The 19582-nt window shown below is 36.4% G+C and carries 21 protein-coding genes and 1 riboswitch; of the genes, 7 read left to right on the top strand and 14 right to left on the bottom strand.

Features of this window, described 5'->3' with window-relative positions; genetic code table 11:
• Positions 1-85: 85 nt before the first annotated feature.
• From HMPREF3270_RS02045 to norA, 4 genes are all read right to left on the bottom strand, one after another.
• Complete coding sequence (locus HMPREF3270_RS02045) at positions 86-427, bottom strand: hypothetical protein (protein WP_002481488.1); 342 nt, start codon at positions 425-427, stop codon at positions 86-88.
• 343 nt (positions 428-770) lie between these two features.
• Positions 771-1724, bottom strand: coding sequence for a lactate/malate family dehydrogenase (locus HMPREF3270_RS02040; RefSeq protein ID WP_070848293.1), 954 nt, complete (start codon positions 1722-1724; stop codon positions 771-773).
• A gap of 15 nt (positions 1725-1739) precedes the next feature.
• Positions 1740-2552, bottom strand: coding sequence for a MetQ/NlpA family ABC transporter substrate-binding protein (locus tag HMPREF3270_RS02035; RefSeq protein ID WP_070848294.1), 813 nt, complete (start codon positions 2550-2552; stop codon positions 1740-1742).
• Positions 2553-2646: 94 nt separating this feature from the next.
• Positions 2647-2752, bottom strand: a riboswitch (SAM riboswitch).
• Positions 2753-2885: 133 nt separating this feature from the next.
• Positions 2886-4055 (bottom strand): multidrug efflux MFS transporter NorA, encoded by a 1170-nt coding sequence (gene norA, locus HMPREF3270_RS02030; RefSeq protein ID WP_023015415.1) that lies wholly within the window; start codon positions 4053-4055, stop codon positions 2886-2888.
• Between the two features lie 286 nt (positions 4056-4341).
• On the opposite strand from norA, the gene HMPREF3270_RS02025 reads away from it, so the two are divergent.
• Together HMPREF3270_RS02025 and HMPREF3270_RS02020 are read left to right on the top strand one after the other, a co-directional pair.
• Complete coding sequence (locus HMPREF3270_RS02025) at positions 4342-4959, top strand: DUF1361 domain-containing protein (RefSeq protein WP_002481484.1); 618 nt, start codon at positions 4342-4344, stop codon at positions 4957-4959.
• A complete protein-coding gene (locus HMPREF3270_RS02020; protein WP_002481483.1) occupies positions 4956-5237 on the top strand; it encodes a hypothetical protein in 282 nt (93 codons plus the stop codon). The genes HMPREF3270_RS02025 and HMPREF3270_RS02020 overlap by 4 nt, the downstream gene beginning before the upstream one ends.
• Before the next feature lie 70 nt (positions 5238-5307).
• Here HMPREF3270_RS02020 and HMPREF3270_RS02015 read toward each other — a convergent pair whose 3' ends face one another.
• The 5 genes from HMPREF3270_RS02015 to HMPREF3270_RS01995 all read right to left on the bottom strand — a co-directional run bounded on the left by HMPREF3270_RS02015 (position 5308) and on the right by HMPREF3270_RS01995 (position 10601).
• Entirely contained in the window at positions 5308-6843 is a 1536-nt protein-coding gene (locus HMPREF3270_RS02015; protein WP_002481482.1) for an SLC13 family permease, read from the bottom strand.
• A 281-nt stretch (positions 6844-7124) separates the two neighbouring features.
• The gene (mdh, locus tag HMPREF3270_RS02010) at positions 7125-8063 is read right to left on the bottom strand and encodes a malate dehydrogenase (RefSeq protein ID WP_002481481.1); all 939 of its coding nucleotides are present in this window, start codon (positions 8061-8063) and stop codon (positions 7125-7127) included.
• 190 nt (positions 8064-8253) lie between these two features.
• Positions 8254-8541, bottom strand: a complete 288-nt coding sequence (locus HMPREF3270_RS02005; RefSeq protein WP_002481480.1) for a hypothetical protein — start codon at positions 8539-8541, stop codon at positions 8254-8256.
• A 25-nt stretch (positions 8542-8566) separates the two neighbouring features.
• Positions 8567-9475 carry an aldo/keto reductase gene (locus HMPREF3270_RS02000; RefSeq protein ID WP_002481479.1) on the bottom strand — a complete coding sequence of 303 codons (909 nt, stop codon included), beginning with the start codon at positions 9473-9475 and terminating at the stop codon, positions 8567-8569.
• Between the two features lie 196 nt (positions 9476-9671).
• The gene (locus HMPREF3270_RS01995) at positions 9672-10601 is read right to left on the bottom strand and encodes a CobW family GTP-binding protein (protein ID WP_002481478.1); all 930 of its coding nucleotides are present in this window, start codon (positions 10599-10601) and stop codon (positions 9672-9674) included.
• 248 nt (positions 10602-10849) lie between these two features.
• Between HMPREF3270_RS01995 and HMPREF3270_RS01990 the strand changes: the two genes are divergently transcribed.
• Positions 10850-11290 carry a MarR family winged helix-turn-helix transcriptional regulator gene (locus tag HMPREF3270_RS01990; protein ID WP_023015420.1) on the top strand — a complete coding sequence of 147 codons (441 nt, stop codon included), beginning with the start codon at positions 10850-10852 and terminating at the stop codon, positions 11288-11290.
• 180 nt (positions 11291-11470) lie between these two features.
• On the opposite strand, the gene cydC is transcribed toward HMPREF3270_RS01990, so the two are convergent.
• Together cydC and HMPREF3270_RS01980 are read right to left on the bottom strand one after the other, a co-directional pair.
• The gene (cydC, locus tag HMPREF3270_RS01985; protein ID WP_070848295.1) at positions 11471-13138 is read right to left on the bottom strand and encodes a thiol reductant ABC exporter subunit CydC; all 1668 of its coding nucleotides are present in this window, start codon (positions 13136-13138) and stop codon (positions 11471-11473) included.
• Entirely contained in the window at positions 13135-14775 is a 1641-nt protein-coding gene (locus HMPREF3270_RS01980; RefSeq protein ID WP_070867153.1) for an ABC transporter ATP-binding protein/permease, read from the bottom strand. Before HMPREF3270_RS01980 ends, cydC begins: the two co-directional genes overlap by 4 nt.
• 419 nt (positions 14776-15194) lie before the next feature.
• Here HMPREF3270_RS01980 and HMPREF3270_RS01975 point away from each other — a divergent pair, with 419 nt between their 5' ends.
• The 4 genes from HMPREF3270_RS01975 to HMPREF3270_RS01960 all read left to right on the top strand — a co-directional run bounded on the left by HMPREF3270_RS01975 (position 15195) and on the right by HMPREF3270_RS01960 (position 18003).
• Complete coding sequence (locus tag HMPREF3270_RS01975) at positions 15195-16094, top strand: undecaprenyl-diphosphate phosphatase (protein ID WP_002481473.1); 900 nt, start codon at positions 15195-15197, stop codon at positions 16092-16094.
• 166 nt (positions 16095-16260) lie between these two features.
• A complete protein-coding gene (locus tag HMPREF3270_RS01970) occupies positions 16261-16962 on the top strand; it encodes a hypothetical protein (RefSeq protein ID WP_057510181.1) in 702 nt (233 codons plus the stop codon).
• Entirely contained in the window at positions 16963-17415 is a 453-nt protein-coding gene (locus tag HMPREF3270_RS01965) for a YaiI/YqxD family protein (protein ID WP_070848297.1), read from the top strand.
• 12 nt (positions 17416-17427) lie between these two features.
• Positions 17428-18003 (top strand): LOG family protein, encoded by a 576-nt coding sequence (locus HMPREF3270_RS01960; protein ID WP_002481470.1) that lies wholly within the window; start codon positions 17428-17430, stop codon positions 18001-18003.
• Positions 18004-18078: 75 nt separating this feature from the next.
• On the opposite strand, the gene HMPREF3270_RS01955 is transcribed toward HMPREF3270_RS01960, so the two are convergent.
• From HMPREF3270_RS01955 to HMPREF3270_RS01945, 3 genes are all read right to left on the bottom strand, one after another.
• Positions 18079-18624, bottom strand: a complete 546-nt coding sequence (locus HMPREF3270_RS01955; protein WP_070848298.1) for a GNAT family N-acetyltransferase — start codon at positions 18622-18624, stop codon at positions 18079-18081.
• Between the two features lie 178 nt (positions 18625-18802).
• Positions 18803-19114, bottom strand: coding sequence for a hypothetical protein (locus HMPREF3270_RS01950; RefSeq protein WP_023015425.1), 312 nt, complete (start codon positions 19112-19114; stop codon positions 18803-18805).
• Positions 19115-19185: 71 nt separating this feature from the next.
• A complete protein-coding gene (locus tag HMPREF3270_RS01945; RefSeq protein ID WP_070848299.1) occupies positions 19186-19566 on the bottom strand; it encodes an SA0632 family lipoprotein in 381 nt (126 codons plus the stop codon).
• Between the last annotated feature and the right edge of the window lie 16 nt (positions 19567-19582).

Below are 19582 nucleotides of genomic sequence, written 5' to 3'. Positions count from 1 at the left end.
CCTCACTCTTAATATAGCATGCGAACACAAATCATGACATAAAAAAACAAGGCGTTCTGACATAACTTCAACTCTATAAGTGAGTTCAGTTGTCATAACTGCCTTGTTTTGGAAAATGCTGAAGCCATTGATGGCTTAATTCATTTGTGATGGACGTTAATGAAATCACAAATAATGAACTAGATTCAGCTTCACTCTTATGCGCTGCGTCTGCATGTTGTGTTGATGGTCCCCCTGCCGCTTTACGATATGTTGGCGGTGCGTCTGAGGCTGAATGATCAGATGAGACCTGTTTGTCACTTTGCATAAATGTAGATACTCCATTTTGGAATTTCGCGAGTTCATTTTCATTTGTGACTAATACTAATAAGAAAATCAAACAACATGAAAGAATGGCAGCGGACACCCATAAAATAAACGCTCTCATTCCTAATACCTCTTAACCTCTATTTCGTGATTTCAATATTAACATAAAAAACATGACATTTTGGTAGGTAGTAAGCTATTTAAAACAAATGTAATATACGTAACATATGTAACAGAACCGACACGAAATGTAGTGAGATAAAGTTGAGTTGTGTAAGAGCTTTCAATAGTGTTTTAACTGTCTTTCAGAAGTTAAATTAAATTATATTCTCTTTTTATCATACTCATAAAATGACAAAGCAGCGTCTTGTATGACAATATATTACGATTGAGTATGATTATCAAAGAATTATTACAAAAATAAAACGAGCAACCTGATGTTAGATTGCTCGTTTATATGACGGTTATACTTGTGCTTGAATTGCCGCTTCGCCCTGTTCAATCGCAGTTTGAATGAAGTTATGTGCCGCTTCCAATTGTTTTTGTTCTTCATTAGACAACTCAATCGGCAAACGCTGTTTCACACCGTTTCTATCAACCAGTGTCAATAAACTTAATGCACCATCGACCAATCCATAAGCACCTTGAACTAATCCGCTGACGGGTTCAATACTATGTTCATCAAATAAAATTGATTGTGCAAGTTGAACAGCCGCTCTTGAAATCGCTGAGTTTGTCCAACCTTTTTTCTTAAAGACATCAAACGCGACTTCGTCAATTGCCGTAGAAATCGCTCCACGATCAATTGGCGCATGGCCTGTCAATTGTTCAAATTCTGGTAATTCAATCCCATGAATACGCACGCGACTCCAGATTGGTACACAATGTGAACCGTGTTCTCCTAATACAAAACCATCTACATCTTTAGGATCCACATTGTAGTGATCAGCAATTAAAGTACGAAAACGTGCTGACTCTAAAATGGTACCTGTACCGATCACTTTATCAGATGGGTAGCCTGCTTGATGTGCAAGATACGTTATCGCATCCACTGGATTTGAAATTAAAATGACGATAGCTTCTTTCGTCACAGCTGATAATTGTCTAAACACATCATTCACAATAACGCTATTCGCTTTAGTGAGTAAGGTACGATCTTTCATGTCTGGTGTCGAAGCCGCACTCGCTGACACAATCACCACATCCGCATCCACTATATCTTGATAACTACCTACATGAATTTTTGTGCGATGTGTATGATTCAAACCTTGTATATGATGATGATCCAACACTTCACCTTGTGCTAAGTTTTCATTCGTATCAATCACGACAATTTCTGAAAAATGTCCTAAATATTGTGCATCTGTTAAGACTTGGCTGCCTACACGTCCTACACCAATAATTCCTAATTTAGCCATATTCATTCGACTCCTTTACTTCGCTTCATATGGTATTACGTCTTTACCGTATTCTTTCTTAATGAATTCTTTCATGTCTTTAGACTGTAATACTTTGATGAGTTCTTGGAATTTTTTATCGTCTTTATGACCTTCTTTAACTGCTAAAATATTCGCAAATGGTGATGATTCATTTTCCATCACAATCGCATCTTTCGAAGGTGTTAAACCATTATCAATCGCATAGTTTGAGTTCATAATAACAGCAGCACCTTCACCGCTTTTATATGTTTTTGGTAAGAATTCTGCACCTTGTTGATTATTGAATTTTAAATCTTTTTTATTTTCAACAATGTCATCGAATTTCGCATCTTCAATTTTCACGCCATCTTTGATTTTAACTAAGCCTTCATTAACGAAGAAAGATAAGAAACGTCCTTCTTCAGCGGGGTTGTTTGAAACATAGATTGTTGAACCTTTTGGAATATCTTTGATGTTTTTATATTTTTTACTGTAAACACCCATTGGTGTTGTGAAGACTTTACCGACTTCTTCAATTTTATAACCATGTGACTTTCTTTCAGCCTTTAAATAAGGAATGTGTTGGAAAAGATTCGCATCCACGTCTCCTTTATCTAATAATTTATTAGGTACTTTATAATCATTAACGACTTTAACTTCTAAATCATACCCTTTATCTTTCATAGCTTTTTTCGCATGTTCTAATACCTCACCATGCGGAGCTGGAGAAGCTGCTACTGTGATTTTCTCCTTGTCTCCACCTTTGCCGCACGCTGCGAGTACGACCAGTAATACCAATAACCCGATTAAACTACTTACTTTCTTCATTTCCACTGCACCATCCCTATGTAATATTTATCAAATCACCTTTACCAAAAGAAAAAAGCCTTCTCATTAAAATAAGAGAAAGCTTTCATTCTTTCTCTCATCTTCAAAAGTCTATGACTTTTTGTGAATTAGCACCACTTCGTTTACACGATGGTTGCTGGGCTTCGTCGGGCACATCCCTCCGCCTCTCTTGATAAGAGTTCTATTTGATTGAATTGTATTAAGGTTACCACCAGTGACACATTTCGTCAATGTCATTTTCAAATTTTTCAGATAAATAAATATTAAAAGCATGCTGTTGCAAACACAACAGCACACTTTCTATATCATACTCTAACTTTGTTTCAACTTTCTGCTTTTTCTAATGGTCTTCTCAACCATAATAATCACAATCCCTAATAACATGACTGTCACGGACATATACAATGGAAATTCTAAGTTCACATCATATAATGTACCTGCAACGAGCGGGCCTGCGAAGTTCCCCATACTTGTGAAGGTAGAGTTCAAGCCTCCTGCTAACCCTTGACGATTACCCGCAATATTCGAGAAGTAATTCGTTATAGCTGGACGTATCATATCAAAACCGATAAATACTATAAAACTGATAATCATAATTGACCAGTAATGATGTGCAACAATCAATAAAAACAACATAATTGCTGAATAAAGCAGTGATAATTGTATAAATGTTAATTCTTTAAAGTACTTCATAAATTTATCGAACAAGAAGATTTGGAAGATCGCACCTGCTAAGCCACCGCCTGTGATCGCGATAGAAATATCTTTTGGCGCGTAATGTGCTTTATCTGCAGTATATAATGGATAAAGTGTTTCAAATGCTGCAAGTCCGAATGCTAAAACGAACGTAATGATTACCGGGGTAATAAAAGCTTTGATATTAATTTTAGCTAAATCTTGCGGTTCGATAACTGTATGGAAACCATCTGTCGTTTCGCGTTTTGCACCTTGGATAAAGAATAAAGAACAAAAGAATGCTACGACACCTAGGCTCCCAGCGAAGTAGAATGGCAAACGGTGAGAGAACTCTGCCATAAAGCCGCCAAAGCCAGGTCCTAAAATGAAGCCGGAGTTAATAATTGCTGACATATAGCCGAAGTTTTTCGCTTTATCTTCAGGACGTGAGATATCTGCGATCATACCTGTAACCCCAGGCATTACCATACCTGCACTGAAACCACCGATAATTCTTGAAACAATCAAAAGTGGATAGTTGCTGCTCATCGCAAAGATGAACTCAGAAACAGCGAATAATACTAAACCGATACAAATAATTAATTTCTTCCCTAATTTATCAGCTAAGTTGCCTCCGAATGGCGAAATTACCATTTGCGCTAACGCAAAGGCCGCAACAAGAATACCTAAATCACTTCCATTTAAACCTAAGTCCTTTAAATAGACGGGTAACACCGGTACAACTAATCCGATACCTAAGAAGACTAGAAAAATATTAAAATATAAGGTGATTAATTGCTTACTCATGATTTCCTCCTTTATTGCGTTGTTTGATTCAGTTAAATTTTTCGTGACTACCTATTATACACCATAGTTATTCTGCGGCTCAATCAAATAATATTGAATTATTTTAGTCTAATTCTTCCCTCATTTCTTTTTTCTATGCTTAACGTGTCTTTTAAATGCTATACTTTTAATTGATATCTAGGTTGAAAACCTGTAATATATTCATCTAAATACGTCTGAAACACGAGTATTGTTGTTTTCAGATAATCAATCCGTTAACAGGGATGTTTAAAGAGAGGACTTTGAAATGCAATCACGTTATATTGCACGCATATTATTTGTGATATTAATGCTGCTGACATTGCCTTTAAATCAATTTTACCAATTCATGGCATTAAACTTATTCTTAGCATATATTCCTTTCGAACTCGTTTGGTTACTTAAGCTATTTATACCGAAGCGACGTTTCGAATGGCCGCTATTTATTGTTTTCGCAGCAATCTTTGTCTTAATCTTCCCGAATACCTTTTATATGGTGACAGACCTTATCCATCTTAACCAATTTGCATTTACGATTATGGAAGGGGTCAGACCTATAGAATGGTTGTACTTTACCTTCTTAGTCGGTGGCGTCTGTTTTGCAGTTTATTGTTATATTTTGATTAACATTGAGTTATTCCATTTAACCAATAAACCTTTATTCAATTACATTATCGTCATTGGCTTAATGTTTGCGAATAGTTTAGGAATTGCGATGGGACGATTCTTGAGATTCCATAGTGTCTACTTAGTCACTCAACCACTTTCTATTATCAGAGATGTTGTTCAATTCTTAGACGCGAAAGGTCTTTTCTTCTTATTCGTTATGACCTTGCTACAAGCAATGATATTGATCATGGTGAAAGGAGTGCGCATGGCAAAATGACAATGCAACTTCTTGTATTTATTGCGGTACTGATAGTTATCCAATTGATTATCGGACACTTTATCCATGAAATTGGTTTTTCATTTCTTGTCAGTATCGGTTTAATGCTACTGCCATTAGGTATCGGTATCTACTTGCTTCAAATTGCTTATTTTGAACAAAAGTATCCGAATTGGGAAGTACCATTCAATGTAAAGCTACGTTTGAAATATATGTATCTTTTAACGTTCGTAGAATATATAGCACTTTATGTGTGTTTCTTTGTATGGCAATACTAAAACCTACATGTTATTTCTAAAGAAAAGACGATGGACTTGATGCCATCGTCTTTTTGAATTCATTATGATTTTATATTAAACCTAACCATTTCCAGTATGTGAAACTGAAGATCAGAATCAAGATATAACCTACTACTGTTAATGGAATACCTGCTTTCAAGAAGTCTTTAACTGTAAATGTACCTGAACCATAAGCTAACATGTTTTGTGGTGCACTTACTGGTAATAAGAAACCGAAACTAATTACAAATTGTTGGATCAACACAAAGCCGATGCTTTGATCGCCTAAATGTAATGTTGCCGTTAAAGAAATAAAGACTGGAATCAAAGCAGAAGATAAACTTGTTGCACTTGCGAAACCTAAATGAATTAAGATATTAAATAAAGTAATCAATGCGATTGTCGCAATCAATGGTAAATGTTGTAAGCCCATTAAACCGAACGTCTTATCACTTAACCACTGCGCACCGCCAGTATTTAATAATACGTTTCCGAGTGAGATACCAATACCAAAGACAATAATTGTTCCCCATGGAATATGTTTCTCCGCTTCTTTCCAACTCATCACACCAATTTTAGGTGTTAACATAATTGCCATCGCAACTAAAGTGATTGAAGATGAATCAATCGGATGTAATATTTTCTCAGTTGACCAGAATAATAATAATAAAACAGAAATCACAATCAAACGCCACTCACGTGGTGACACTGGGCCTAATTTATTTAATTCTTTCTGAATTAATTCTTTACCGCCCTTCACTTCTTTTTGTTCTGGCGGCATAACTTTCAACATAATGAAGTAAAGTGCAATCGACATTAAAATAGACCAAGGTGCTGCATATAAGAACCATTGTCCCCATGAAATATCATGACCAAAACTTTGGTTGATAAAATTGACTGCAACGATATTTTGAGCAGCTGCTGTCTTAATACCGATATTCCAAATAGATACTGCTTGTACTGCAGTGATAATTAATAAACCTGCAAGCTTACTTTCTTTAGAAGCTTTAAACGCCGCAATCATCCCTAACAAAATAGGAACAACTGCACCGGCACGCGCTGTCGCAGATGGTACGAAGAACGCTAAAATAATAGATACTATAATTGCACCCGCCACAATGCGGTTGGTCTTATTACCCACAATCGATAAGACCAATAATGCTAAACGTTTATGCAAATTAGTAATCTGCATGGCAGCTGCTAAGAATAGTGCTGCTGCTACTAAAGCAACTGCTGAAGTTGAGAAACCACTGAATGCTAACTTCAAAGCATTGCCTGTTCCGAATAAATCCGCACCATGTAAAGCGGCACCATTTGCTTTAGGGTTCCCTAGTTTTTCTGCTAAATCTTGTACAGGACTAAATCCTAATAATAGTATGATCAAAGCTACAATCATCGTTGAGGATACTGGATAAGAGACCGCTTCCGTCACCCACATAATGACCGCAAAGGCTAAAATCGCAAGTGACATTTTAGCCATTACCGGAATACCGCTCACTGGTATCAACACAATCGCTATCAATACGATAAAACTGATGATAATCCATAGCGGCTTCACACCCTTTTGCTTCTTGTCAGATTTCACTGATGCTTCCTTTCTTGCCATATTGATTTCCTCCCTTATTTGCTTAGTGTACTCAAGAAGTACGTATTTTAAATATTTGAAAAGACGGTACGCTTATCCAGTCCCATACATGCGTTCACCATTTTTCGAAATATTTAATCATTTTCAAGTCCATTATAACAAGAATGCGGTTACAAAAAGAGGGTTATTCGAAAATTTGTAGATTTTTTCACAATAAAACGAGAAAGTACAAAAAAGAGACGAACGCTTTAGAATCGTCCGTCTCCTGTTCCAATATATAATAATTTACTTTACCACATAGTTTATGAATATTTTAAAGCACTTTTTACTTCTTCTACCGCATCTGCTGAAGCTTTTAACTGTGCTTTTTCATCATCAGAAAGTTTTGTTTCAATGACTTGTTCGACACCATTTTCACCGATTAATGTCGGAACACCTAAACAAATATCATTAAAGCCATATTCGCCTTCTAAATACGTAATTGCAGGTAATACACGTCTTTCGTCTTTAAGTATCGCTGCAGCCATTTCAAAAATCGCAGCGGCTGGCGCATAATAAGCTGAACCGTTGCCAAGCAAGCCGACAATTTCAGCTCCGCCTTTACGCGTACGGTCCACAATCGCATCGATTTTATCTTGTTCCAATAGTTCAGTGATTGGCACACCACCTACTGTAGTCGTACTTAATAACGGTACCATTGTATCTCCGTGGCCACCTAGTACTAATCCTGAAACGTCCGTACGCGCAACATCTAATGCTTCTGCGATAAATGTACGATAACGTGCTGTATCTAAAATACCTGATTGCCCTAACACACGATTTTTAGGGAAACCTGACAATTTATATACTGCATATGTCATCGCATCCACAGGATTCGTCAACACGATAATCGTGCTGTCCGGCGCATAAGTTTTAATACCCTCTGTCACTTGTGCCATTACCGATTCATTAATTTGAATCAAATCATCACGACTCATCCCAGGTTTACGTGCGACACCTGCAGTGATCACCACAATATCTGAACCAGTAATATCTTGATAATCAGATGTCCCTTTAATTTTGTTGTTGAAATTGAAAATCGGTCCGCTTTCCGAAATATCCAACGCTTTGCCGCGTGCTGGCTTTTCATTTTCAGGTTTATCTAATAACACCACATCTGCTAAAGTTTTTTCAGCTAACATAAATGCTAAGGTTGCACCTGTATGACCTGCACCAATAATTGCGACTTTTCTTTTCCCCATCTTGAATCCCCCTCAATACGAATTTATTTTTCTTTATACATTCTTATTTACTTTAAGAATATCAAAGCTAGTCCTATTAATAAAGAAAACGTTTTCATTTCTTTTGAATTCTTTATGACAATATAAAACTCCCTCTATATAGAGTGTTGAAAAACACTTATAGAGGGAGTTATTTTACTTATTTAATTGCTTAGTATCTGCCCGCAAATTGCGCAGTTGCTGAGATGGTAAACATGAGACCGACGAAGATTGTTAACACTAATAATAAAATCATCGTACGTGTGTAATGCTTAATAAACGCAACGAATAATAACACTGCGTTATAGATAAAGAAAATACCGAATAATGTCAGTACAACAGTTGGTGCTGAAAAAATCGTTGTAAAGAAAAAGACGATAATCGCAAAAATAATATATGGAAAGACGATAAGGTTACGTTCAAAGCGCATGCGCGCACGTGATTGTTCTTCTGAATTCATTTCTTATTCTCCTTTATTTCACTTATCAAGGGATGTCTTGACCTAAGACTGCAACATAAATATCAAACCATTCTTGATCTGTTAAAGTCAGTTCTAACCCTTTTACCGCATCGTGCATACGTTCAATTTGACTTGTACCCATGATTGGCATTATCGTAGCTGGATGTTTCACCAACCACGCTGTGACAATACTGGCTGGAGCCACATTATATTTATAAGCAAGTGGGCTGATGATAGACATGACACGTTTAGATTTAGCATCTTCTACATTCAGTAATTTACCGCCTGCAAGCGGACTCCATGCCATAATCTTAACGTCATCTCGATACATATGATCAATTGTTCCATCATAAATAGGTGCTGCATGATACGGTGAAACTTCTAGTTGATTCACTGCGATATGCAGTTTATGTGATTTAATACCTTGGTTCAGCAAATCATACTGTGTGTTATTAAAGTTAGAAACACCGAATGATTTAATTTTACCTGCTTCTACTAAAACATCAAGTGCATCTCTGACTTCATTTGGATCCATGAGCGGAGATGGACGATGAATCAACAACGTATCAAGTGTGTCTGTTTGTAGATTCTGCAATGAACGGTTCACCGCTTCTACAATATGTTGTTTGCTTAAATCGTAACGATGGCCATCAAATTGTGCGAATTGATCGGTCGGCAAGATAATACCGCATTTCGAAACTAATTCAATTTGGTCTCTGAGTTCAGGTGACAAAGCCAATGCTTCTCCGAATAACTGTTCACAACGATAATCACCATAAATATCTGCATGGTCCATTGTCGTTACACCTAATTCGACTAACTGGTGCAAATAACGGTTTAAGTCTTGGGTTGTCATCTGCCAATCATTTAATCTCCAAAAACCTTGAATCATTTTTGAATAAGTTACGTTACGATTGATTTTAACACGATCCATTGCGTTTACCCCTCTCACTCATTTCATTTTTATTACAACTTATGTTAGCGCTTGCTAAATTTAAAAATGAGGTTCACTATAGTGTAGTAGGGATGCATAATGGATTAAAATATTTTAGTATTGTATTCCCTACAAATTCCTTGTACTATTAAACGTTGTATTCATTATAGTGTTACCTTGATATGCACGTCAATTTTCAAGTGAACTGCAATGCATCTAATTGATTGCGTAAACGCTCTTTATCGAGTTGTTCACCAATCAATACAATAGTCTTTTGCACCTCATCTTGAATCGGCTCGTAATCTGGCAGCCCATTGGCGAATTGGAATAAATACGTTGTTTCTGGTGCATCTCTGAATCTTACATAACCTTTCAAACGATAGACGTTGTCTGGCAAACGTAAGATAAACTGGTAAAACATTTGTCTATCTATAGGCGAAGTAAAGGTATACGCAATTGAGCTGATACCATGGTGATGTAAATGTTGGTGTTTTGGCTTCATATTGACTGGCTCTAATGCCTGCAATTCATCAATATTGACTTGACCATAGGTTGTAAAATAGATGGCATCATTCGAATTGATTTGTTTTAAAGCTTCGATCAGCACTTGCTGCTCATCTTGGCTGATTAAATCTGTCTTATTGACAATCAGCGTTTGACTGACTGCAAGCTGTTCTTCCATCAATGCTTGCGTTGATTCAGAATAATCCGCACGATGTAAAAATCTAGGTGCATCAACTAAACCGACCACAAGCGGCGGATTAACATAGTCAGTAAGCAATGGATCATAGCAAGCTTGGATGAGTTGAAGTGGATGTGCAATCCCTGTGGCTTCAATAATAACGAATTGTGACTGATTTTGATTGATTATTGCTGATAGTTGCGCGATAAGGTCTTGTTGTAAATCACAACAGACACATCCGTTCTGCAAGGAAATCGTTTGAACTTTATCTCCTAAAATTTTACTATCGACATCGAAATCACCAAATTCGTTCATAATTACAGTGATTTTCTCATCTCTTTTTAATAATTGCTCAGTATAATATTTAAGGAAAGACGTTTTACCGCTTCCTAGAAAACCTGTTACAATACAAATAGATAATTTACTATTATTATTTCGTTCCATTTTTAACACTCATTTCTAAAGGACTTAATGGTACAATCATTAATGGACATATTATATTATGTTACAACTTGATTTAATGCAAGATATCTTCTAAAATCAATGCATGCTTTAATTTTAACATGGCTTGTGAGGAGTCGACAAAATAGATAAAATTTCCATTTTTGTCACTGCTCAAACTTTCACAACAAGACGGAACGAATTCCGGTACACAGAAAAATATAACGGATAGAATGTCTGGAGGAGAACTTATGACTGAAAAACTTAATTTAGGCGGACGTTTATGCTTTAGTTTGTACAACGCTCAAAGACAAGTAAATCGCTACTATTCAAATAACGTTTTTAAGAAGTACAAATTAACTTACCCGCAGTTTTTAGTATTAACAATTTTATGGGAAGAATCACCAGTTAATGTGAAGAAAGTCGTTACTGAACTTGCATTAGATACTGGTACAGTATCCCCACTTTTAAAAAGAATGGAACAAGTAGATTTAATCAAAAGAGAACGTTCTGAAGTCGATCAACGTGAAGTGTTTGTTCACTTAACTGAAAAGAGCGAAGCAATCGAAGAAGATCTAGGCGGTGCTTGTAACCACTTAGGCGATATCTCAGGATTAAACAAAAAAGAAGAAAAAGAATTGAATCGTTTATTAGATAAACTGATTGATTCTTTAACTAAGCAAAACTCATAATTTCGAATGCCATTAAAATTAGAGTGATAACTTGCATTTTTAGTTTTTTCACTTTTAAATAAAGCAAAAACAAAGCGGTTGAGACTTCTGTCATAGAGGTCTCAACCGCTTTTTCTATTTCTTCATTTTACTTCTCAGTATTGGATTTAGTGTGCTTATCTTTTGAGTAAATACATAGTCTTATCGGTTTAAAGTCACCATGTCATAAAGTGCACCGTGTTGTTGAAGCAAACTATCATAAGTGCCACTTTCAATAATTTGACCTTCAATCATGACGATAATGCGATCAAATTGAGGTAACAATTCTAAATCATGCGTTGCGACAATAAGCGTCTCACTTTCATTAAAGAGACGTTGCATCACACGATGACTATTATGCCAATCTAATGCACGTGTCGGTTCGTCTATCAGCCAAACAGGTGCTGTTCTTAAGAATAATCTCGCAAGACAAATCCGCTGCAATTCTCCACCTGATAGTCCTTCCCCACTCATGGTAATTTCATAGTCTAAATCAATATACGCTAAACCTAAGTCATCTAAGACAGCACGCATTTCATTATCACTGTAATCTGATAATAAATTATCACGCACTGTACCATCAAAGAGTTGTTGGTGCTGCAATAAGACATTAAACGTCTCTGCTTTAGACGCTTCAGACATCTCATATACTGATTGACCTTGATAAGTAACAGAACCTTGTGTTGTTTGATATAAACCAGCCAGCACTTGCAGTAAAGTACTCTTACCTGAACCTGAAGGTCCGATAATCGCAAGCTTTTCACCAGGCTGGATATCTAATTGAATGTGTTCTAATACCTTTGTAACTTGATGTTCATATTGGAAAGTCACATCATCAACTGCTAGTATCTGCGTATTATTCACTTGTTTTGAACTTTCAGGTGTTTCTGGCACTTCTTGCAAGACCTCTTCAATTTCTACTAATGCTTGGTCTGTATCTGCTTTAAAGTAAGCCACATTACTCATCGTTACTGCTTGTTCAAATAACGTCAACAACATCAATACAATACTTGTTAAATAGATGACATCTAATTGTCCATTTTGAACTTGTATGACACCTAACCAAACACAAAAGAACAAGGCCAACATAGAAACTAAATCTAACATAAATTCATAAAGCGTTAAGAAACGTTGTTCATTACGTTGTTGATGGCTGTATTTAGAGAGTGCCTTAAGTACAGATTGATGATAGGGTTTTAATTGTTTGAATCGTGCTAGTTCTTCATAGCCTTCTTTATAGTCGTAGAAGCGGCTTAAAAATGATGATTCATCTTGAGCTGCTCGTGCGTTCAATAATTGTGCACGCTTCGCAGAAATCCAAGGTAAGACACCTAATGAAATCAGCATACTGACTAATAATAAGACGGCATGCATCCAAGAAAAGAACCACAAGGTTAATATCGTAATAGCTGCCGTGATACCAATGACCACTGGCGGATAATAAACGCGTAAATAAATATTCTGTAACGCTTCAACGCGTGATACCATTCGTGCAATCAAATCACTGGATTTAAATTTACGATAAATATCCGGTACAACTTGAATCAAGCCTTTGAAGAATTGTGTTCTGACGTCTCTTAACATCGTGAAAGTTGTTCGATGTGAGTATAAACGTTCAAAATAACGCATAATCGCACGGATAATCCCAAACATTTTCACGCTGACCACTAAGACAATCAAACCATATAACGGTACATTTTTCGCAGCTTGCGCAATCATTAAACCACTTAAAAAGAACATACCGATTGCGACTAAACTACCGATAACTCCAAACAATATCGCTAAAGCTAAATCTTTATCTAACTTAAATTGAATGCCGCGTCGTTTCATTGTCTATCACGTCCTTTGTCTCTTTGCGTGGAAATGACTTGATCATCTGTAATCATATGGCCACCTTCCATATAAATACGACGTTGTGCCATACGAATTGTACTTTCACGGTGTGCAATCATAATAACGGTACTTCCTTTAAAATAAGTATTCAGTGCTTCTTGAATCGTACGCTCTGTCCAAACATCTAAACCTGTGGCTGGCTCATCAAAAACAACCAATTCTGGTTGTGCTAACAATACACGCGATAATTCAATACGTCGCATTTGCCCGCCTGATAACATCTCGCCGCCTTCTCCGATATACGTTTCAATACCTTGAGGCAATTGATTGATTTTTTCCATTAAACCAACCGCTGCTAACACCTCAATCACCTTTTCATCCTCAACCGCTTCAAACATTGAGACATTTTCTTTAATTGTCGCATTGAAAATATAAGGTTGTTGACTTAACACACCCATTTTTAAGTATTCGGATTGAAAAGAAACATAGCCATCTGTCGGTTGTCTGTGCTGTAAAATCAATTCAGAAAGTGTCGTCTTCCCTGCACCGCTTGGACCGACTAAGGCAATCTGTTCACCTTCATAAATATTAAAGCTCACATCTTTAACTGCTGCTCTATCTGCTTCTGGATAACGATAAGATACATGTTCCAACTGAATCAACGCCTCTTGTTTAGGATTGACGTGTTGTTTGGTTAAAGTAGCGTCATCCATTTCTTGATCAAGCGCATCGAATACGACATCTGCTGCTCCTTCACTTTGTTTACCAGTATGGAATGCTTGGCCAAGGTCTTTAATAGAGTTGTAGAACTCTGGTGCTAAAATAATCGCAATCGCAGCTGTTTCGAAAGTAAGATTATGAAAGAGTACCAAACCAAGCCCTGCTTCTAGCGCAACTAAACCAATACCTAACAAACTGATAAATTCCAATAGCAACCCAGATAAAAAGGCGCTGCGTAAAATATTCATTGTTAAATCTCTAAAGCGTGTGCTTTCTTGATAAATAGCTTGTTCAGCTTGTTTAGAACGGTTGAATAATTTTAAAGTGACTAAGCCTTGCGCTAAGTTTAAGAAGCGCTGGCTGAATTGTGTTAAATAAGTCATTTGTTCCTTAGATTCATCACGTGTTTTTAATCCGAAAATGATATAGAACACAGGAATAAAAGGTGCTGTCACCATCATAATAATCGCAGTATTCAAATGAATAAAACACATCGCAATAATAATCACTACAGGTACAAGTACTGCTTTAAACACTTGAGGTAAGTAATCTTGATAAAATGGCGTAATTCCATCAATGCTTTCAGTCATCACACTCATTTGAGCACCGACAGGTTGTTTCGTGTGATGATCTACCATACGACGACGCAGTGTGCCTTTCACTTTATATGCGAGTTCTGTCCCCATCCATTGATTGGACATATTCAATACTGCACGTAATAATAAAGCGGCCAATAAAATCATCAATAATGTTGAAATATGGTAATGATGCGAATTCTGAATCAGCATTTTATCTAACACTTTCGCAATGGTCACATTTTGTACGACTACAATCACAGCTAATAGTGCACAAATGATACCCATGACGATGGGATATTGCTTGTATTTCAGTGCGTAACGCATTAAATGTTTCATCTTTTTTCACCCTTTTTATTTAATCAGGCATCGATTAATTTTGACACAATAAAGGTGGAACACGTATGTATGTCATGCATACTTGTCCCACCCGCTTTACTGTCGTTTCATCTTTAATTAATAGATATCAGGACGTCCTTTGTCCTTAATAGTCATTTGTGTCAAAAATGTCTTATCTTCAACTTAAAACATATAAGTAGAATTTTCAATTTATTCGACTCAAAATTAATTTCAAATAAGAAATTAACCTTCAAAGTTTTGTCATAATTTTTGAAAGACCTACATCTTAAGTCTTATCTTTCAATTTACTACGAGAATTAGTAGCACAAAGATTTTTTTATGTGCTATCATAAAAGTTGTTTCAACTGGTATTTACATACATTCATACAAAATATATTTTGAAATAAGGAAGGTACACTATGTTATTGTTAGAATTACTCAAAGCGCTGATTTTGGGGATTGTCGAAGGTTTGACAGAATTTGCGCCTGTATCCTCAACAGGACATATGATTCTTGTAGACGACATCTGGCTGAAATCGACGAGCTTCTTAGGATCAGAATCCGCATTCACCTTTAAGATCGTCATACAGTTAGGTTCTGTATTTGCGGCAGCGTGGGTATTTAGAAACCGTTATTTTGAAATGTTCCGCCTTGGAAAGTATAAACATACTGCACCATCTACGGAACATACTGAAGGAGAAACTTTAAGCAGAACGGCTCAATCTAAACACAAACGTCTAACGATTTGGCACGTTTTAGTAGGGATGATTCCTGCTGGTGTTTTAGGTTTATTATTCGATGATTTAATCGAAACATACTTATTCAGTGTGCCGACTGTTATGATTGGACTTTTATTAGGTGCGTTCTATATGATTTTCGCACAAAAGTTCAGCCGTCGTTATGCACACCGTGAGCACCTTGATCAAATTACTTATGTTCAAGCATTTATTATTGGTTTATCACAAGCGGTTGCGATGTGGCCAGGGTTCAGTCGAAGCGGTTCAACAATTTCAACTGGGGTATTAATGAAATTAAACTATAAAGCTGCCTCTGACTTCACATTTATTATGGCTGTACCAGTTATGTTAGCCGCAAGTGGTTTATCATTGGTAAAACATATGGAATATATTCATTTAAATCACATTCCGTTTTACTTAATCGGCTTTATTGCCGCATTCTTATTCGGATTATTATCTATCCGCTTATTCTTAAACTTAATTAACCGTATTAAATTGGTACCTTTTGCGATTTACCGTATTATTTTAGTTATCTTTATCGCAATCCTTTATTTCGGATTCGGAATCGGAAAAGGCATTTAATTGATACACTCACCAGCATTGAATTTCAATGCTGGTTTTTTTCATGCCTTCAATTACTGATGCTTTAATCGATGGAAAAAGTTATGTATGATACAAGGGTATTCGTTTATCCCCTAATCAGTCGGGGTATTTAAATGTTATATACTAATAAATGGAGGCCATTCAAATGGAGAAGAAACGATTAATTAGAACATTGTTAACGGTATTACCTATCATTCTTGTACCTTTAATTGTGGAAAGAAAACGCATCAAAGATCATCCTGATGTACAAAAATTGAATGATAAAACCGCAGGTTTAAGACAAAGTGTTTCTGACAAGTCTTCACAATTTGCGAGCGGTGTATCAGATAAATCTTCTAAAGCTGCGTCAGCGGTTTCTAATAAATCTTCTGACCTTAAACAATATGTAAGCGAGAAGAAACAAGAAATCGAAGAAAAACGCCAAGCTAAAAAAGAAGCGAAAGCCAATGACCCAGAACGCATCAAAGCTAAAGGTGACAAATTAGAAAAACAAAACGCTAAAGAAGCTGAAAAAATGGCGAAGAAATTAGAGAAAAACATTGAAAAACGCCATAAAAAAGAAGATAAAGATTCAGAAGCAACTCGTAAACGTCTCGTGAAAGAATTAAAAGACGCTCAGAAATACGAGAAAAAAGTCGGACTTGTACCAGGCGGTCAATCTGACAAACAACTTCACAATAAAGGTGAAGAACTTGAACAAGAAAATAAAGATGAAGCTTATGACATGAACCGTATTTTAGAAGATCGCATTGAACAACGTTTAAAAGCCGAAGAAGAAGCTAGACGTGCCAACGAAGAAGAACGCATCGCAGAGATTCAAAAACATGAAAATAAGCCGAATCTCTAAATGACACAAGTCATTATTGATGGTGATGCTTGTCCCGTTACAGATTCAATTATTCAATTGACTGAAGGGACAGGCATTTTTGTTGTGTTGGTACGTAGTTATGCACACTTTTCAATGCGAGATTATCCTGACCATGTTCGTGTCGTTTACGTCGATGATGGTCCTGATCAAGTGGATTATAAAATTGTTCAATTAGCCAAGCCAAATGATATTGTCGTCACACAAGATTATGGTTTAGCTAACCTATTGATTAATAAAATACAGTACGTGATGCATCATAATGGTATGCTATATAGTGATAAGAATATTAATTCCTTACTCGAACAACGTTATTTGAATGCACAAACCAGACGTCAAAGAGGACGTCATAAAGGTCCGAAAAAGTTCTCAGAAGAGACACGCAATCATTTTGAGCAAGCATTTAAACGTGTAATCAATCAGATTTCTTCTTAGGAGATGACATTTATGAGTAAATTAAAACGTATTGCAGTATTTTGCGGCGCAAGCAGAGGGAAAGATAAAGTTTATATGGAGCAAGGCTATGCCTTAGGTAAATACATGGCAGAAAATGGTTATACTTTAGTCTACGGTGCCGGCTCTGTCGGTGTAATGGGCGCAATTTCTAATGGCGTCTTAGATAACGGTGGAGAAGCGATTGGTGTGATGCCGAAAAGCTTAGATGATAAAGAAATTACGAGCCAACGCTTAACAGATTTAGTGTTAGTAGATTCACTTCATGGTCGCAAAGCCAAAATGAGTGAATTAGCCGATGCATTTATCTTAGCACCTGGCGGCGCTGGTTCACTTGAAGAGTTCTTTGAAACATATAGTTGGGCACAAATCGGTATCCACGATAAACCGATGGCAGTTTTTAATATCAACAATTTTTTCGAACCGCTTCAACAACTCATTGAATCTATGATTGAAGCTGGTTTTATTGATGATAAATATCGCGGCTTAGCTCCGCTTTATGATAACTTAGATGATTTATTCGACGGTTTAGAACACTATCGTTCTGTCGGTACACGTACTTATGATTAACACTTCTAGATTAAATAACATACCCTATGTTCATTCAAAACAAAAAGCGAGAAACGTCACCTTGAGTTTCTCGCTTTATTCATTCAGCTTTTTATAATATCTGACTTGTGTTTTTAATGGATGTTCTGCTGACACGTTCGGTAATTCATAGTCTTCTAAATATGTCATACCGATTTTTTCCATCACTCTTCTTGAAGCCATATTTGTTTTGGCTGTCAGACTATAAACTTCTTCGATACCTTTTTCTTTGGCATATTCAAGCACTGCTTTTGCCCCTTCTGTTGCGATACCATTGTCCCAAACCTCAGGTATCAAACGCCATCCAATTTCAAAGAAAGGCAGATCTTTAAATGGATACTGACTGCGTTTAGGGAGATAATTCAATCCGATAAAGCCAATCCATTCTCCGCTTTCTTTCAATTCTACCGCAAATAAACCAATGCCTGATTGTTTCAGTTGTTTCTGCATCGCCTGCATATCCAATTCAGAACGGCGATAGCTTAATATACTTGGGAAGAATCTGCGAACTTGTCGATTCGCATTCATTTTTTGAAATGGCAATAAATCTTTATCTTCCCAATCTCTTAACTTTAAACGTTGTGTTTCCAAATATACACTCATTTGATTCCACCTCGTACACCCATTCAATCTCTTGTGCTCTATCTAAAAAATCGATATACAAAAAAGCACTTTAGTAAAGTGTTCTCTAATCATGATAGTAATGCAAAGCGATATGACTTCACTTATAAGCGCCTTTTTGTATACTTTATAAGATTGTCGAAATTACTTATAGTTGCGATTATGCTTGAGGAAATTCAGAACGCGTATTATAACTGATTAATTGAACAGTTACAGGCACTTCTTGTAAACGATCACGTTCGCTTTTAGGTGCTGTAAATACTACGTCAACAAAATCGCCTAAATGACTTAATTTATAAGTTGCTTCAAATGTATCTGTATCTGATTCAAAATTAGGCTTTTGCGCAACTCTGCGTCTTACTTGTGCTGAAGGCGCATCATGTTGGTAGCCTGTAATTTTTTCGATGGCTTTGCCGACTTCTCTTAAAGTCATCTTATTACCTTCTAATTCAAAAAATTGTTGTTCGTACATGATTCAATCGACTCCTTTAGTTCGTTTATCCATTACCTATTTAATACCCTTCTGACTTTTCAAACAAACGCTTAAGACGGTTTGTTTTCTTTCTTGTCAGAATGCGGTGTGGGTGATTTTTGATCACTTTCTTTTGTTGTGTTAGATGACGTTTTTGCTGCTTTTTCCTTTTTATCTTTAGCTTCTTGTTCTTTTTTAGCTTTGTCTTCTGCTTCAGATTGTTGTTTTGCTCTTTCTGTCGCAACTTTATCTTTCACTTCATCTTCTAACTTATCTACACGTTCTTTCACTGATTTTTGTTCTTTTTCCAACTTCTCTTTTTTATCTTTCAACTGTTTATTTTCTTTCTCTAGTTGTTTGATATCATTCTCAAGCGCTGTCTTCTCGTCACTTTTACCGCAAGCACTTAACATTAAAGTTGAAGCTAACAGCACCATCATCACTTTTTTCATGTATCTTTAACTCCTT

Source organism: Staphylococcus sp. HMSC65H10 (assembly GCF_001839185.1).
In the GTDB taxonomy this organism is placed as follows: Bacteria; Bacillota; Bacilli; order Staphylococcales; family Staphylococcaceae; genus Staphylococcus; species Staphylococcus simulans.
This window is presented reverse-complemented; position numbering and strand designations above follow the sequence as displayed.